At 37.9% G+C, this 17,135-nt stretch carries 10 protein-coding genes; 2 read left to right on the top strand and 8 right to left on the bottom strand.

From position 1 onward, the window contains the following. Positions 1 to 56 precede the first annotated feature (56 nt). The 3 genes from JNG87_RS19680 to JNG87_RS19670 form a co-directional block, all read right to left on the bottom strand. Positions 57 to 1,550, bottom strand: coding sequence for a BspA family leucine-rich repeat surface protein (locus JNG87_RS19680; RefSeq protein ID WP_202840566.1), 1,494 nt, complete (start codon positions 1,548 to 1,550; stop codon positions 57 to 59). A gap of 265 nt (positions 1,551 to 1,815) precedes the next feature. Beyond that, on the bottom strand, positions 1,816 to 4,200 hold the full coding sequence (locus JNG87_RS19675) for a TonB-dependent receptor (protein WP_202840565.1): 2,385 nt from the start codon (positions 4,198 to 4,200) through the stop codon (positions 1,816 to 1,818). Between the two features lie 182 nt (positions 4,201 to 4,382). Then, a complete protein-coding gene (locus JNG87_RS19670) occupies positions 4,383 to 4,667 on the bottom strand; it encodes a bacteriocin-like protein (RefSeq protein WP_002979306.1) in 285 nt (94 codons plus the stop codon). Positions 4,668 to 5,105: 438 nt separating this feature from the next. On the opposite strand from JNG87_RS19670, the gene JNG87_RS19665 reads away from it, so the two are divergent. After that, entirely contained in the window at positions 5,106 to 5,894 is a 789-nt protein-coding gene (locus JNG87_RS19665; protein ID WP_202840564.1) for an XRE family transcriptional regulator, read from the top strand. Between the two features lie 70 nt (positions 5,895 to 5,964). Here JNG87_RS19665 and xth read toward each other — a convergent pair whose 3' ends face one another. Next, the gene (gene xth / locus JNG87_RS19660; protein ID WP_202840563.1) at positions 5,965 to 6,744 is read right to left on the bottom strand and encodes an exodeoxyribonuclease III; all 780 of its coding nucleotides are present in this window, start codon (positions 6,742 to 6,744) and stop codon (positions 5,965 to 5,967) included. A gap of 189 nt (positions 6,745 to 6,933) precedes the next feature. Between xth and JNG87_RS19655 the strand changes: the two genes are divergently transcribed. Next, positions 6,934 to 8,169, top strand: a complete 1,236-nt coding sequence (locus JNG87_RS19655; RefSeq protein ID WP_202840561.1) for a YaiO family outer membrane beta-barrel protein — start codon at positions 6,934 to 6,936, stop codon at positions 8,167 to 8,169. On the opposite strand, the gene JNG87_RS19650 is transcribed toward JNG87_RS19655, so the two are convergent. Genes JNG87_RS19650 through JNG87_RS19635 form a run of 4 tightly spaced genes read right to left on the bottom strand, consistent with a single transcriptional unit; the run spans position 8,166 to position 16,969 of the window. Further along, positions 8,166 to 11,603 (bottom strand): sulfatase-like hydrolase/transferase, encoded by a 3,438-nt coding sequence (locus JNG87_RS19650; protein ID WP_202840559.1) that lies wholly within the window; start codon positions 11,601 to 11,603, stop codon positions 8,166 to 8,168. The genes JNG87_RS19655 and JNG87_RS19650 overlap by 4 nt on opposite strands. Further along, positions 11,597 to 12,664, bottom strand: a complete 1,068-nt coding sequence (locus tag JNG87_RS19645) for a HEAT repeat domain-containing protein (protein ID WP_202840558.1) — start codon at positions 12,662 to 12,664, stop codon at positions 11,597 to 11,599. Before JNG87_RS19645 ends, JNG87_RS19650 begins: the two co-directional genes overlap by 7 nt. A 9-nt stretch (positions 12,665 to 12,673) precedes the next feature. Then, entirely contained in the window at positions 12,674 to 13,030 is a 357-nt protein-coding gene (locus JNG87_RS19640) for a response regulator transcription factor (RefSeq protein WP_110011584.1), read from the bottom strand. Positions 13,031 to 13,042: 12 nt separating this feature from the next. Continuing rightward, positions 13,043 to 16,969, bottom strand: a complete 3,927-nt coding sequence (locus tag JNG87_RS19635; RefSeq protein ID WP_202840556.1) for a response regulator — start codon at positions 16,967 to 16,969, stop codon at positions 13,043 to 13,045. Between the last annotated feature and the right edge of the window lie 166 nt (positions 16,970 to 17,135).

Genomic DNA, 17,135 nt, shown 5'->3' with positions numbered 1-17,135 from the left:
CCAAAATCCGCAGATTTTGGAGCAGGGTTTAAATAGCTAACCTTTCGGCTGTTCTACTATTGCTTGGTGATTTTATGGAAAAAAGTATCACCTTTAAAGATATAGTCTCCTGAAGGATATTCAGTCAGATCGACGGTGTTTTTCCCTTTTCTGAACAATATATTTTTAATGAGGTTACCGTTATTATCATATAAATAAACATTTTCATCTACTGAGGATTCCACGTTGATCACTCCTGTCGTTGGATTAGGATAAGCGGAAGTTTTTGTTTTTGGGGAAGCTTCTCTTGTTGACAGAAAACAACCTGAAATATAGGAATCTCCTATAATATTAAACCCTTTGCTGATCAGCTGGGCTCTGGCCAGCATCGCTTGCGGTGTAGAATAAACCAATCCTGTTGCATCTATAGTTCCGGACGTTATTGTTGAGCTCGCCCAGGTAGGATTATTATTCAGAGCGATGAGAAAATTGCTGTAATTCGTACATGATAAGCCTGCATTTTTTAATCCGAAATAGATTGTATTCCAGCTGAAGTTTTGAAGCTTGATATTCCACGAAGAAATATCCTGATCAAAACGTGAAGCACCTGCAAACATATTAAATCCGGCGAAATAATCAGCCTTACTTACATCCCAGTTTCCGATGGGCTGATTGAACGATACTGCATTTTCAAACATATGCTCAAAATCTGTCACTTTACCTGTGTTCCAGTTATCAAGAGGCTGATTAAATGCTGCCGCATTATAGAATGTATAGCGGAAATTAGTTGCATTTTCTGTATTCCATGAATTTAATGGCTGGTTGAAAGCTATGGCATCTGCAAACATAGAGGAAAAGTCAGTTCCGGATATCGTATTCCAGGCAGAAATATCCTGATTGAAAGAAGATGCAGAAGAAAACATGCTGCTGAAATTCGTTACTTTTGCCGTATCCCAGTTTCCGATATTCTGATTAAACAGCGTCGCTCCGCTGAACATACCGCTCATGTCCGTAATACGGAATGGATTCCAGTAAGAAAATGAAGTATGGCCTGTCAAAGATGAACAGTTAAGGAACATTTGTGATAAACTGGTTATCTGTGTCAAATCAGGAGTATCTGCAGCCGTTACGTTAAGATTGGGACAGTTGGCGAATGCTCTGTCGAATTGCTGAAGCCATGTCGTATTTCCCCACTGGCTGAGTTCTATGAGTTCCTGATTTCCACCCGGAGGAATGATGTCGGTATTGGCCCTGAATCCGTAAAATGATCCGTTACCGCTGGATACTTTTAATTCGTAAGTGGCCTGCAGAGGATCTGGATGGAATGATGGCCCAAAATATATAAGTAAAGGCTCACTGCTGCTGGAGTTTACATAATCAAACATCCCGTTATGCTCAGGATATCCTACTTCGTGCCAGTAAATGGTGTAATCGGTTCCTGTGCCGCCGAATCTTATTGAATGATCAATGACGCCGTTTGCATTGGGTTTCCAGATGGTAGTAAATTCATTCTGCGCATAGGAAATGCAAAATAAAAGGAGAAAAATGATTATTAGTTGTTTTTTACACATAATTTAAAAAAGTTGTTTTAAGGTTAAAATTGGTTTGGGTAAGACAATTAATTTCCCGGGATTCTTTATCTTATCTCTGATACAAAGGTACTGGCGCACAGCGACAAAACTCGTCGTATTAAAATTTTTTCCTTCTTTTTTTTTTGATTAATTTTTGTATAAAAACTACCAGAAATAGTCTGTATCCTAAAAGGTGGTTTTACATGGATAACCTAAAAAAAATCTGCAGCTATTAAGTAATAATAACTGCAGAAAACAGATTGATTTATATGGTGATTTTCACACCGACGGAAATATTAATTCCGGGAAGCGGACTGAGGAATTTTAACTGAGAGTTCTGAAGTCGGGACTCAGCATTCAGCAGATTGTTTCCTATGATATAATATTCGAGATCACCTAAACCCAGACTGCTGTCCTTATAAGAAAAACGGGCATTCAGCAGTGAAAATGCAGGCATCGGAAGTTCAGGATTAATATTTTTACCTAAATATTTTTGCTGTAAGTAATGGTCTAAGCTGAGATTCACGCTGAAGTTCTGCAGTGTTCCTTCCAGATTGAATCCGAAACGGCTGGTAGGCATGTTGGGCATATAATCGCCATCACTCCATTTTCTTATGGAGCTGTCGGCAACGCTTATATTTCGTACCAGATCATAATATCCGCCTATCTCCCACTTTCCTGCTTTTCCGAGATCTGCTTTATAAGCAGCTTCCGCTTCAATTCCATTGATTTCCGTATCATCGGAGCGCCATTCTTTTACCAGAAAAACTTCTCTGGAAATTCCGGTGTGGGCAAGATAAATATAGTTTTTATAAGAAGTATGATACCAGCTGGCAGATACCCGCAGGTTCTTCAGATTAACTCCGGTCCCGATTTCAACGGTATTGGCTGTTTCCTTATCCAGTGTATCATCACCATTTTCTTCTGTCAGGATCGCAAAATGATTGTTTCCTGAATAAAGCTCATTCACCTCCGGTGCCCTTTCCGAGTGATTGTATTGTACTTTCAGATACCCTTTTTTAAAGAGAGTCCATTGAGCGGAACTATGGAACTGATGAAGAGTGAAATCTCTGTCACTGAGTTTTCCTCCGGAAAGTCCGCGGCTTCTGACATACTTGTTATCTGCTTCTGCCCTGCGTTGTACATGATCGTTTCTGTACCCAAGATCCAGTTGAAGAAAATTAAAATCAAGGTGCTGCATGGTAAAGATTCCAATTTCACGGCTTATATTATTGGGTAAGTATCTCTGGCCTCCGGTGCCTTCCATATCTCTGTATTGTATTTCAAGCCCCGTAGTTCCGGTAAGAAATTGTAATTTCTGCTGGTTGATTTCCAGGCGTCCATTGTGTTGATTTACAGTAAACTGATTGGCACGGTACCGATCCAGAAGTTCAGCATTTTTTGAAAATACCCCCATATAATTCAGTTTGATGCTTGAAATCGGAGAATGGGTAAACTTGTAACCGGATTCAAACATGGCTTTATGAGATAGGCTTCTGATGTTGATGGGACTATATTCTATTTTGGGTTGTGGTTTTCCATGGCTATGTTTGGGGATTTTAGGGATTGCATATCCCGGAACCCCAAAATAGGAGTAAGAATTCTGATACGCGCCTCCTGCATACAATGATTTTCCGATATAACTGGTGCCTACATAAAATGAATTGCTTTCCGAATGACTGTTGGGGATCTCACCATCTTTTGTTTCCACATAATCTTTGATTCCGTTTACTTCACTTTTATATCGGTCTTTCACGGCATCCTGACCAGGAACATACAAATCGTTTTTCGGGTTGGGATGATATTTACCGTCAGCAGGATTGTAATACGTGGAACTGAATGTATACAGATCATCTTCCGAAAGCTCATACTCTATCATATGATCTTTGGCAAACTGGCTGATATAAGGAAAAAGGCTCTTGTTCAGGACACGTCTGGAATCTACATTGATCTGGCAAAGTGACTGTAAAATACTGTTGAAACCTACAAGCTCAGGATCATAACATCTACCGTCTTTTGATTTTCCCGGAATTCTGACTATTTCCTGCTTCTGATTGGATGCTCCAACCGTCCAGACCCAGTTTTTAGCAATAATTCCTCTGGCTGAAAAAGCCTGTTTCTGACCACTATTACTGCCTCCCTCTAGGAGTCCTTTGAAATTTATCTTTTTTTCCGGAAGCTGTCTGGCAATATAATCTGTTTCAATATCTACAGCTCCTCCAATAGCTTTTCCACCATACAAAACCGATGCAGAATTTTTGTAAACAGTGATATTCTGAACACTGTTCATTTCGATATCCGTATTAAAATCCGGGCTTATTCCCGAAAGATCATTCACTGCCATTCCGTTTTCCAATATTTTTACCCGGTTTCCGCTTAAGCTTCTGATAACGGGAGCTCCGGAATTCGGTCCATATCCCGAATTTTGAATTCCGGGAATTTTACTCAATGTTTCTCCCAGTGTATTGGATTGAATGAAATCCAGTTTTTTTCTTGAAATATTGGCAGCGTTATAATTTGTTTTTCCCTGTACCTGAATGGACTCTATGTCTTTTACCGTTCTTTTTTCGGGGATAATTTTCTGCGCTTTCAGAAGTGATGACGAACAAATAAGTGAGCTGCCTGCCAAAAAATAAAAGGTCCTTTTCATGTGCATATACTTTAATGATCCGGCAAAGCTAGAAAATTAAATTTATTAATGCAACATTGTTGCTTTATTGCGGTTTATCAAAAGCCATTTAATAAATCTAAGTCACTGAAAAGGAATGATATGGATAAGAAAAAAACCGCCCTGAAAAGGGCGGTCTGTTTTTTACATGTAATGCTTTCTGACTAGCAAGTTGATCCGCACTCAAGTAATTTGATGTGGATTACACCATTAACAACACATTGTGTCTGGCATAAAGCGTTAGTTACAACAGTGCTTACACCGCCAACTACTCCACCTACTGTAGATCCTACGCCTGTAACTACGCCACCAACGATAGTACCTACACCGCCTACTACTCCACCAACTACTCCTCCTAGTCCACCTAGAAGTCCGCCGATTGGATCTAGTAATCCGTTACCTGAAATAGCTTTTAATTCGTTTCTGTCCAATTTTTTTAAGTTTTTCATAACTATAATTTTATATGATTATTACATCACGAATATATGAATAATAATAATAAAATTGCAAATTATTTTAAATAAATTAATTATATGTTTATATTATTTAATATTTCATTAATATAAATACAAATAATTGATAATATTATTTTCACTTATATGTGATTGATTTTCTAAAAGTTAAAAAGCATAACTCAATTTGTGGAATTTAGAGTTATTATTTTTGCATTAAATGTTAATTATTGATATTTATTTTTCAATGTGACTAAAACAGTTTCCAATGGTGCTGTAACAGGTAAAATGGATGACCTGAAATACCTGGATTTCCTAGTTTTAGATAAAAAATAAAAAAACATCAATGAAATTTGTATTCTTATCGGGTAAAACCCACTTGGGTTGATTGATAAAGGAATCAAATTTTGTATTTTTGCTGACATACTTATATCAATGTCAGTTTTTTCAAATAATATACGCTTTTTAAGAGCCAGGAGAAAGCTCTCCCAGCAAAATGTAGCCGATGAACTCATGATTTCAAGAGTCCGGTATTCAAAATATGAAAACGGAATTTCGGAGCCTCCTATCGAACTGCTTGTAAAAATTTCAAAATATTTCCATGTGAGTATTGACCTTATGCTTTCAGTAGATATTGAGAAGCATCCGATAGATGAAATGTTAAAGCTTCCGGATAACAGAATCGTTCTTCCGGTTGCAGTGGATACTCATGGAAATGATACCATAGAAATTATTCCTCAGAAGGCATCAATGGGATATCTGGAAGGTTATAGCGATATAGAATACATCGAAAGTCTTCAGCGTATTGCTCTTCCTTTTCTTACCAATGGTAAATACAGGGCTTTTCCTGCGGATGGTGATTCTATGCCTCCTTTCAGAAGCGGATCTTATATTGTAGGAAAATATGTAGAAGGAATCAATGAACTGAAACAGGGTAAAACCTATGTTTTTGTTACTTTAAATGACGGAATTACCTACAAACGTTTTAAAGAAAGAAAGGAAAATGCAATTTGTGTAAGTGCTGATAATTCATTTTATGAGCCTTATGATATCCCTTTTGAAGAAGTAGTGGAAATCTGGCAATATGCTTCAGGAATTTTCCCGGAAGATTTCGAGCCGGGTGATTATGAGAGCTACAACTTTAAAGAGATGTTCCGTGAACTGAGACAGGATATCAGGGATCTTGACAAAAAGGTTTCAGGCCGCCGCCGCAAACAATCTTAATAGTTAAAATAGATATCATATAAAGACTCCTGGTTTATTCCGGGAGTTTTTTATATATGAACTTCAGTTATCAGGGATGATCCGAAAGTTCAATCCAAACCGGAGCGTGATCGCTGCTTTTTTCCCAACCCCGTACATGTGTGTCTACTCCACCGGAAGCCAGTCTGGGCTGTAGATAAGGACTTAATAAAATATGATCAAGCCTCATTCCTGCATTGCGGTCGTAGGCTTTGTATAAATAATCCCAGAATGTATAGATTTTCTCATCAGGATAAAGACTTCGCAGAGAATCCAGCCAGCCTTTTTTCTGGAGTTCTTTAAATGCTTTTCTTACTTCTGTTCTGTATAAGGCATCATTTTCCCAGCGCTCAGGTTTATAAACATCAACAGGTTCCGGAATAATATTGAAATCGCCGATAAGGATGGCGGGAAGTTCCATTTTGATAAGCTGGTTGGTTCGTCTCTTAAAACGTTTCAGCCAAGACAATTTATAATCAAATTTAGGTCCCGGATAAGGATTTCCATTGGGAAGATACAGGCAGCAGATGACCATTTGATCTATAATCGCTTCTATATATCGGCTTTGAACATCTTCTGCGTTACCTGGCAAAGATCTTTGTACTTCAGTTATTTCTTTATTTTTGGCCAATATGGCTACTCCGTTCCAGCTTTTCTGCCCTTTCCATATCGCCTTATATCCTGCTTTATTGATTTCCTGTATAGGGAAACGTTCCTGTGGGGTCTTTAGCTCCTGAAGGCAGACGATGTCTGGTGAAGCTTCCTTCAGCCACTTCAGTAAAACAGGAAGCCGGCCATTGATTCCGTTAACATTATAGGTTGCTATTTTCATGAGGAAGGTTTTTAGAAAATCAATTATTTTCAATTACGACAATAATTATTCCATCATAAATATCTGTTATTTGATATTTTGTGGAAGAATAATCTTAAAAAGATAAGTTTTGGTGAATAATCTCTGGGTAGAGAGATAAAAGTTCAATATATTTGTGTTAAAGATGTAGCTCATTAATAATAAACTTCGATGAAAAGATATCCGACCTTTTTATTAGCATTACTTTTTCCCATTACCATGTATAGCCAGCAGAATCTTACTGCTGATGAACTGTTTGTTAAAGCCCGCACCACCGCTTTTGAACAGAAAGATTATACTACATCTATTGCCCTGGCAAAAGAGGCGTTGGCAAAAGCTCCCAATTATACCGATATTTCTGTTTTTTTGGGAAGGTTATATACCTGGAATAAAGATATTGAAGCGGCAAGAGCTGTGTTTGAAGATCTCGGAAAAAGAGAGGTTCAGGATGAAGATTATTTTCTGGCGTATGCTTCATTGGAATACTGGAATGATCAGAATACAAAGGCAATTGAAATTATAGATAAAGGACTTTCTTATCATTCAAAATCTGAGGCATTACTGCTGCTAAAGGCAAAAGTATATTTTGGAATGGATAATTATGAAGAAGCTGACAAAGCGGTAACCACTCTATTATCTATTAATCCCAAAAATACAGAAGCGAGGGCTCTTGCAGTAAGAATCAAGGATCTGTCTTCTAAAAATGCTATTGGAATTATTTACAACTATTCCCATTTTGACAAGCAGTTTGATCATGACTGGCATATTGTGGGAGTAAGTTACAAAAGAATTACATCTATTGGTTCTGTAATCCTTCGTGGCAATTATGCCAATAAGTTTGCACAAGGCGGAACACAGATTGAGCTGGAAGCGTATCCAAGACTTTCCAAAATGTTCTATTTGTATGTTGGCGGAGGATATTCTGATGATGTAGGTCTGTTTCCGAAATACCGTACCGGAGTTTCCCTGAATGCCAATCTTCCTCATAGTTTTGAGGCAGAGCTGGGTTACCGTCAGCTTCATTTCAGCAACAATATCTGGATGTATACTGCGGCTGTAGGAAAATATTATAAAAATTTCTGGTTCAACCTTCGTACTTATATTACACCTGACAATAAAAATATTTCACATTCTTATACCGGAACGGTGAGATATTACACAAAAGGCGCTCAGGATTATGTTGCCTTTCAGATCGGAACCGGGATAAGCCCGGAAGAATACCGAAATAACCTTCTGGAAAATGAAACCTTTAAGCTTAAAACCTTTAAAATAGGTGCTGAGTATAATTTCTCTTACCGTTCTGTCAATCTTTTTTCTTTAGGAACCATGTATTATAACCAGGAATTCCGTCCTGGTGAGAAAGGAAATCAGTTTGACATTACTTTAGGCTACACCCGGAAGTTTTAAAACTTTGACCTTGTTTTTTTCTTAAAATTAACCATTACCGAATCCGGCATCAGTTTCTTTGTGGAATAAAACCGGGCATTCATGCTTTTATACTGATTGAACCGGGTATTGATCTTGTTCAGGGATGCTGCATCATTGGAATTATCTTCCTCCATGTTCTTAAGGGTGAAAAGCTGCCCGTCATGGATATAATATTTCTCAGAAACAAAATCGATAAGCTGGTTTTTACTTTGCATCATAGGGATTCCGGCCTTGCTGATTTCAGAATCTGCTGAAAAGCCACGTCCTACCCATGTAACGGTAGAAGGTGTTTTGATTTGATAATTATTTCTGTAGTACGCCAGAATCGAAGGCGCAATATCAAAATGACTTACCGTTTTATAGAATCGCTTTGATTCTTTTAATAACGGAGAATAGATTAATAATGGCACATGGAATCTGTCAATTTTAGACTGTAATGTAATTTCAGGCATACTGTGATCGCCTGTAATGATGAAAATGGTGTTTTTGAAGTCCGGTCGTTTGCTGTAATTTTCAAAGAAATCTTTCATTGCATCATCTGCATTCAATACCGAAATGAGCTGATTTTTGTGGGCAGATGCCCATTTTTTCTGTTCAGGAGTTAAAATTCCTGAATTAAGCCTTTGATTGTACAGCTTTTCATAATAATCCTTATTGTTGATTAAAAAAGGATTATGGGTTGAAAGCGTAAGTATCATATTGAAATACGGTTGATTCTGTGGTTTCTGCTGCTGTTGCATTTTACTTAAAACAGCCTGATCTTCATATCCCCAGCTCCCCCCGTTGTTGGCAGGAAGTTTACGGTAAGGACTGCTGAAGGAAGCCTGGTCAATAATATGATCTACTCCGCTGTATTCCAGAAACTCACGGTAGCGGTCAAATGATGCATGACCTCCGTAATAAAATCCTGTTTCAAAACCGTTTGCTTTAAGGATATTATAAAGATTGAAATTCTCCGGTGTTTTTTCTATTTCAAGAAAGCCGTTCTTTCCGAAAGGAAGAGATCCTGTTAATGACGGTAATGCTCCGAATGTTCTTCCTGCTGAGCTTAAACTGTTTTCCCAATACAATCCTTTATGGGACAGTGAATCAAGATAAGGAGTGAAGTTTCCGATATATCCTTTTGGGGAAGTATACGCATGTCCGAAACCTTCCATCACAAGAAAAACAAGATTGGGAACTTTCTCAGATCGATTAAAGTAAGAACCTAAAAAATCCGGTGTGTTTTCTTTTCTCCAGAACGGATAGTTTTTATCAATCATTTCTGCATTGGCAGTAAAATCTTCATTATCACTCAGCAATTCAGTGAGTTCCGGATGGTCGCTGATAAAATTGTCTTTATTGGATTTAAAAAAATAAGCCCATTTACTTTTTGCTGCATTTTGATTAAACTCACTTTCGGAACTCAAAATCTTTGCTCCCACTACATTGGAAGGAATAAAAAATGCTGTTAACCCGAAAATCAATAGTATTATTCCCGGATAGATTGATTTTAAAGCTCCTTTTCCTGCAATCCACAAAGGAATCAAGGATCCCACGATTAAAATTCCCAGCAATGCAAAGTTTTTGAAGTTCAGCATTCCGCTTGCCTGCAAAATCTGCTTCATCTCTTCTTTGCTGTAGTATAAAAGGTCGGCACCCAAAACATTTCGGGTTTCAGAAAAATACAGGAACAAAATATATTGAGTAACTGCTACAATAACCAGGGTGATTATTCCCAGAATTTTTGCCCATCCTTCTTTAACAAAATTAATAATCAGATATATAATTCCGACACAGAATGTCATTTGAAGCGCAAATAAAATGTTTTCTAAGAAAAGATGACCAATAATGGCTGATGTTTCAAATTTTGGAAAAGTATATTTGTACCACAGTGATTCTGCGGTTATTCCTAATAAAAATAAGGCAAAGAAAGCCAATGCCAGCATTCCCCATTTTTTAAGTCCTGCCTGAAGAATGGCATATATCCTTTCTTTCAGCGGTAAATGCTGTGTGCTTTGGTTGAAGCCCTGTCTTGTCATTTCGCCCCAGCCATGGGATTTTTTGAAATAATCTATAAATCCGTTAACGCCTGCTTTTACGACAATAGGATGAAAATAAAAAGGTTCGGAAAAAGCGGTAAAAATTAGTCTAAGGAAGTCTTTCCTTTTGGTATAAACCTGATGGCTGACAAGATCCACCAATATCGCATAGATGGAATAGAGGAATCCCATTGAGATGACGAGGGCAAACAAGATCAGAAAGAAGGGCCAGTTGATAATCCCAAGCAATAAAAAGATGATAAAGATAATATACCCTGAAAATTCGATGAGCGGCCCCAGAAATTCAAAGAAGAACCAGTAAGGAAGACTGATCATTCCTAATTTTTTATATTTCGGATTGAACATGAGTTTTCTGTGTTTCCACAGAGTTTCCATGGTTCCGCGCATCCATCGGTTTCGTTGTTTTCTGAGAATATCTTTAGATTCCGGAACTTCTGTCCAGCATAGCGGATCCGGAATGGTAAGTACTTCGTAAGGCTCGTTTTTTTCCTCCATGTACTTTCTCATTCTTACCACCAGCTCCATGTCTTCTCCCACTGTGTTTTTATCATAGCCGCCGCAGGCCAGTACAATTTTCCGGTCAAAGACTCCAAAAGCCCCGGAGATCAGGATCAGTCCTGATGCTCTGGACCATGCCATACGTCCCAGTACAAAAGCCCGGATATATTCCAATGCCTGTGTTCTTCCCAAAAGAGATTTGGGCATATTGACACTTACTACTTTTCCGTTTTCAATGACACAGTTGTTGGCCAGACGAATCACTCCACCGCAGGCAATAAACTTTTTATCAGTCTGCTCCAGCATTGGTTTTGCGAGTTTTAAAATCGAATCCTGCTCGAGAATACAGTCAACATCAATACAGACCAGATAGTCTCCGGAAGAAATATTGACTCCAACATTTAAGGCATCGGCTTTTCCTCCGTTTTCTTTATCAACAACAATCAGTTTTTTGAAGGCCGGATTTTTACTTTTATAAACTCCTCTTACCGCATTGGTTTCAATTTTTCCCTGAATAAAATAAGCTACAGACTCAAGTTCGTAAGCCTCAATCAGCTTTTGCATGGAATCATCTTTACTTCCGTCATTTACAATGATAATTTCCAGATTATGATAGTAAAGGGATAACAGTGAACGTACATTTTCTACAATGGTCATTCCTTCATTATATGCCGGAGCTATAACGCTGAATACCGGAGCATTGGGATTGGCCGCAATAATGCTGTAGTCTGTAAATGTATTTTCTTTTTTATAACGTAATACAGCGCCAAGCGCATAAATTCCTATCCAGCCATAGATAAGGGCTACTGCTGTTCCGTAAATCAGAAACAGCCAGATAACAACTTCATAGATGATGTGTGAGAATTCTAACATGCTTTTTCCTGTAATGCGTATTTAATAATTTGAATTAATTCTTCAGGAGAGGTTTCCTTTTGGGATATCTCTTTAAGTAATTCCTGTTTCTCCAATGCACATAAAGCTTCTGCTGCATATACTTTTATCCCTGAATCCGGATTTTCCAATAACTGATCTTTCAGAAAATCCGTACTGTATTGGTCTTTTGACTTTTTCATGACTTTGAGAATCTCTTTCTGTACTTCAGCTGGCTGATGGGGATAGATTTCCATAAGATCAGCGATTGTTGAAGAATTTTCCAGCGATAATAAAGTTTGCACCGCCTGAATCCGTACATCAGCAGATGGATGATTCAACAAATCAGTCACTGTTGGATAAAGTGATAATATCTGAAATTTTCTTAAGAGTTTAAGGGTAAAAATAACTACGGATTCATTAGAGCTTTCCATCCAGCTTTTAATGCTGTCTCGGGAATTCTCCGGAATATGTGTTACGGAAATAAGCAGACGAAGCTGCTGCCATTCTGATATTTTGGAGGAAATGCTGTTCAGGAAATGAAGACCTTCGAATCCTTTAAAGTTAACCATTGCATATTGCGCCTCCTGATACACCTGAGCTGAAGGATGGGTTAAAAATGTAGAAATTTTTGGCAATGCTTCCTGTACGTGCATGGCGGTAAGTTCCTGTATTCCTCCTGCAATAATATGTTCCTTCTTTTGATTGAGTTTTTTCAATGCTTCTTCCTGAAGGCCATATTCATGAAATAAATCTTTAAGTTTATTCTGTGCTGCTCCGGAAAATTTTTTCTCGGATTCTGCCAGTTTCTGAAGAAACAGATTTCTGAATGAAGGAGTACCAGATGCTGTTAAAAAATTAGTGTCTGCAGCCAATTCTTCTTCACCATATACAATCACTTCTGAGATCTTTTTATTGATCACTTCAGACCATCTGAAAGTCCGGATAGATTCTCTGTACTGATAAAAGCTGTATATCAGTACAACGATGATCAATAAAAGTACTAAAGATAGCATTCCCAGGAAAACAAGAAAAAGAAAATGCACAGAAGTGGTGAGAAACATGGCTGTAGTTTATTTTGAAGAAAATCTTTTTATTCTTAATATCAATTCATTGGGACTGAATGGCTTTACAATAAAATCGGCTGCGCCCAAATCGAATGCATTCAATACTACTTCCTCCTGCCCCATACTGGAAAGCATGATTACCGGTATCTGCTTGCCCATGGTTTTAATGGCAGAAAGTATTTCAATTCCGGAGGCAAAAGGCATCATAATATCAGTGATAGCCAGATCTACCTCTCTCGTTTTAAGGGTTTCAATAGCGTCTTTCCCGTTTCGGGTCAGGATCACTTCGTGCCCTTCTTTTAATAATTTGTGTTCAATCGTTTTTAGAATCAGTTCGTCGTCTTCGGCGATTAGAATCAGCATAATTTTGGTTTTTTATTGTATTAAATTTTTAATTAATTGTAATCCTTTTGTTATTTCCCGGATCATTTCTTTTTCCATGGAGATAAAATCTATGTCGGGTTCCGCTTTACTCTCCCAGCTGGCCGCATTTTTTGTAAGCGTTACCAATCCTGCTGTTCCTGCTGTTCCTTTGAGCTTATGAAGGATCAGTTTCAGATTGGTACTGTCTTTTTCAGCTGCGCTTTTTTTAATATCTTCTTCAGCCTGAGTAAGCTGTTGCATGACAAGATCCAGGAATATTTTTCTAAAATCTTCATCATCATCACCTATCTGTTCGTTCAGAAGATTTATATCAAGATCATTTTCTGTATCTGTGGTATTCTCGTCCAGAACATTATTCTCCTCTGAAACATTATTTTCACCAGGAATGTATTTTTTCAGTATTTCCAGCAGATCATTTTGTCTTAAAGGTTTAGGAAGGAAGTCATTCATCCCGGAATCCAGACACTTTTCCTTCTCTCCCAACACATTACCGGCAGTGACGCCAATAATTGGGATATCAGAATATTCCGGAAGCAAACGGATTTGTTTTGTAGCTTCAATACCATCCATTACCGGCATCTGGACATCCATTAAAATGATATTGAATTTTTTTCCCTGACAAAGTTGCCATGCCTGGAGCCCATCCGTAGCTTCTGTAAGCTCCGCATCAGGAATCAATGAACCTATCATTTTATGGTTGAGAACCATGTTAACCGGATTATCGTCCACGAGTAAAACCTGTGGTGACTGCATCAAAAAGGAAGATTCGGTTTCCTGCTGTGAAATGCTGGTTACGTCTTTTTCCGTATTTTTCACAGCCCGGCTTAATGTTTTATAGAGTTCTTCTGATTTAATAGGTTTTAACAGGAAGTATGAATCGCTTTCCTGACGGAAATAATTAATCACATCATGTTCTTCAGATGAGGTATGAAGGATAATCAAAGGTGAGGATTCATTCTGCTGATTAAACAGGTCTTTGATTTTTTCTATGGTTTCCAGCCCGGAAATAATTGGCATATGGTAATCCATCAGGATAACATCAAAGCGTTCTCCCGCAAGTAAGATCTGAAGCGCCTCCATTCCATTGGCAGCCAGCTTTGAATCTATATTTTTATAAGCCAGCATGTGCTGAATAATAATCCTGTTGGCTTCATTGTCATCTACGATAAGAACCTTATTGATTGGCAGCTCTTCATCTTCATGACGGTCGGACATTTCATAAGGAACCTCTATATCAAAATAGAAGACAGAACCTTTATGAAGTTCGCTTACCAATGACAAGCTGCTTCCCATATATTTCAGAATATTATTGGAGATGGTCAATCCGAGACCTGTTCCTCCATAGCGTTTGCTGATCGAGCTGTTTTCCTGGGTAAAGGCATCGAAAATATGCTGCTGTTTTTCCTTAGGAATACCAATTCCGGTGTCTCTTACGGAAAATCTCAGGGTGATATTTTTGCTGTCCAGATTCAGTTTTTCTACTTTAAGTTCTATTTCTCCCTGTTCTGTAAATTTTACGGCATTTCCAAGAAGATTGATCAAAATCTGTTTCAGCCTTGATTCATCCAGCCAGATTGTTTCAGGAAGTCCCGGTTCTATATTCAGCAGCAATTCTATATTTTTTTTCTGCGACTGGTAAAGGATAACATTGATTACCTGACTTACCATGTCGTAAATATTGGCTTTTTCCACAATAAGATCCATTTTTCCGGATTCTACCTTAGAAAAATCAAGGATGTCATTGATGATATTCAACAGATTTTCTCCTGATTCATTAATATAGTGGAGATATTGAGTCTGTATCTCGTTCAATGGAGTTTTTAAAAGAAGGTCGGAAAAACCGATTACCCCGTTCAGCGGAGTCCGGATTTCATGGCTCATGTTGGCCAGGAATTCAGTTTTTGCTTTACTGGCAATATCTGCCATTTTCTTGGCATTTTTCAGTTCTCTGTTGATTCTTACTGAGGCTGTAATATTCTGGGCAGAAACAATAATTCCTCCTATAACATGATTGGAAAGATACCATGGTGTCACCTCTACGCTGTAATGCTGAATGATTTCTTTACCAGGAATTTCTATGGCCATGTCTTCATTCTTATAGGCCTTTCCGGCCAGTGCATCCTGATATATTTTTATTCTTTCATCCGGTACATTGGGCGATATCTTAAACATATTTTCACCAATAAGCCTGATGTCATTCATCTGAAACTCATCTTTCCAGCTTCTGCTTACAGAAACATAATTGAGATCTTTGTCAAACATGGCTACTGTAGCAGGTACGTATTTTACAAAAGATTGCAGCATAGCCTCTTTCCTGGCCAGCTCAAGGTAGATATTTTTGAAGGTATCAATATTCTGAATGATTCCATAGACTCTGGTGCATACTCCATCCTCAAATTCCGGGATCCCTTTTACCCTTACCCAGATCATCACGCCGTCATTCTGTATAAGCTGTAATTCTTCATCGTAGGGAACGCCTTCTTTTACAGCCTTTTCGAATAAAAATTCCAGCTTTTCCCTACTTTTTTCACTGTAAAAGCCCAGTGCATTTTCAAAATCGGGCTGGAAATCTCTATCTATTTTATGGATTTCCCTGGTAGACTGTGACCAAAAAACGGTATTGTTTTTCAGGTTGACTTCCCATCCACCCACCTGTGCCACAGCACTTGTCTGTTCCAGCATCTTTTTGGTTTGAACAAGGTCTTTTTCCAAACTTACTCTTTCAGTAACATTCAGGGCAGTACTTACCACATAAGGATTTCCTTCTTTGTTGATTTCCACAAGATTGTGATACATCCAGATCATTTCTTCACCTCCTTTTGTTTTCAGGATCATGGTTCCGAAATCTTCCTCGTTTTTATTGATTCTTTCGAGATATTGCTCGAGAAGGTGCCAGTTTTTTTGGGGAACAAGGTCTCTTAAATTCAATCTTTCTACTTCTTCGGAAGAATATTGCAGGGTTTCTCTTCCTTTTTCATTGACAGCAATGATATTACCTTCCATATCATGCATACTCATCAATCCTATGGCGTTTTCGAAGAAGCTTCTGAAGCGGCGTTCAGAGCTTTCCAGTTTAACCTTTTCTTCTATACGCTGGGTGATATTGATTCCGAAACAAAAAATCTCCGAGTGATTTTGATTGAGCTTTAAATACCATTCAATAATGATGGTTTGAGTATCATCTATCTTTGTTGAAGTCGTAAATGTAACTTCTTCATTGGTATCGGGAAGATTTTTGGAAAGCATTTGCAGCTGAGAATTGTGATTCCCTATCAGATCCATGAAATTCTGATTAATAACCTCTGCTTTATCTAATTGAAACACTCTCTCGAAAGTCGGATTCACATCCTTCAGCACAAAATCCTTATCCAGAACACAGATCAGATTATTGGAAATGGTAAAAGTCTGCTGAAAATACTCAGCCTGGAGATTTTTCCTTTTTCCCATGAGAACTTTTGTGACTGCTTCTCCTATTTTTTTCAGAGTTGAAATCTGATCATCTGTAATTGTTTTAGGTTTGTAGTCGATAACACAGAGTGTTCCTAATACAAATCCCTCATCATCAATCAGGGGAACTCCCGCATAAAACCGGATTCCACCTGCCAGAATAATTGCATTATCAGAAGATCTTTCGTCTAATAAAGTATCGTTGATAATAACAATATCACCACTGGCGATAGAGTATTGACATACAGTATTCTTCCGGTCTACAAAATCAAGAGCAAGCCCCACACAGCTTTGGATAGTCTGGGTTTCGCTTTCCATCATGGCAATAAGCCCTGCCGGGCAGTCTGTCACCAGACACGCTGTTTCTGCGAAAATATCTAACTGGGGGTCTTTTTCAAGGTTTAAAAGACCAAAATACTCCAGTTTCTTCATTCGGCTTTCTTCATTCGCAGGAATTGGATACTTCTTCATATATTATATCAACAATTAGAGACTTTTCTTTTTTGATTATTAAAAAATGATAATCAAGGCCTTAAAGTTTATATTTTAAATATTTTTAAGCGCTTTAAATTATTATTTTAATAAGTAAACCAAATTACAAAATAATTTTGTATTGTATTGCAGTAAATTTGTTAAT

The sequence above is a fragment of the Chryseobacterium cucumeris genome (assembly GCF_016775705.1).
Lineage (GTDB): Bacteria > Bacteroidota > Bacteroidia > Flavobacteriales > Weeksellaceae > Chryseobacterium > Chryseobacterium cupriresistens.
Note: the sequence above shows the minus strand (reverse complement) of the source record. Positions and strands in the feature narration are given on the sequence as shown.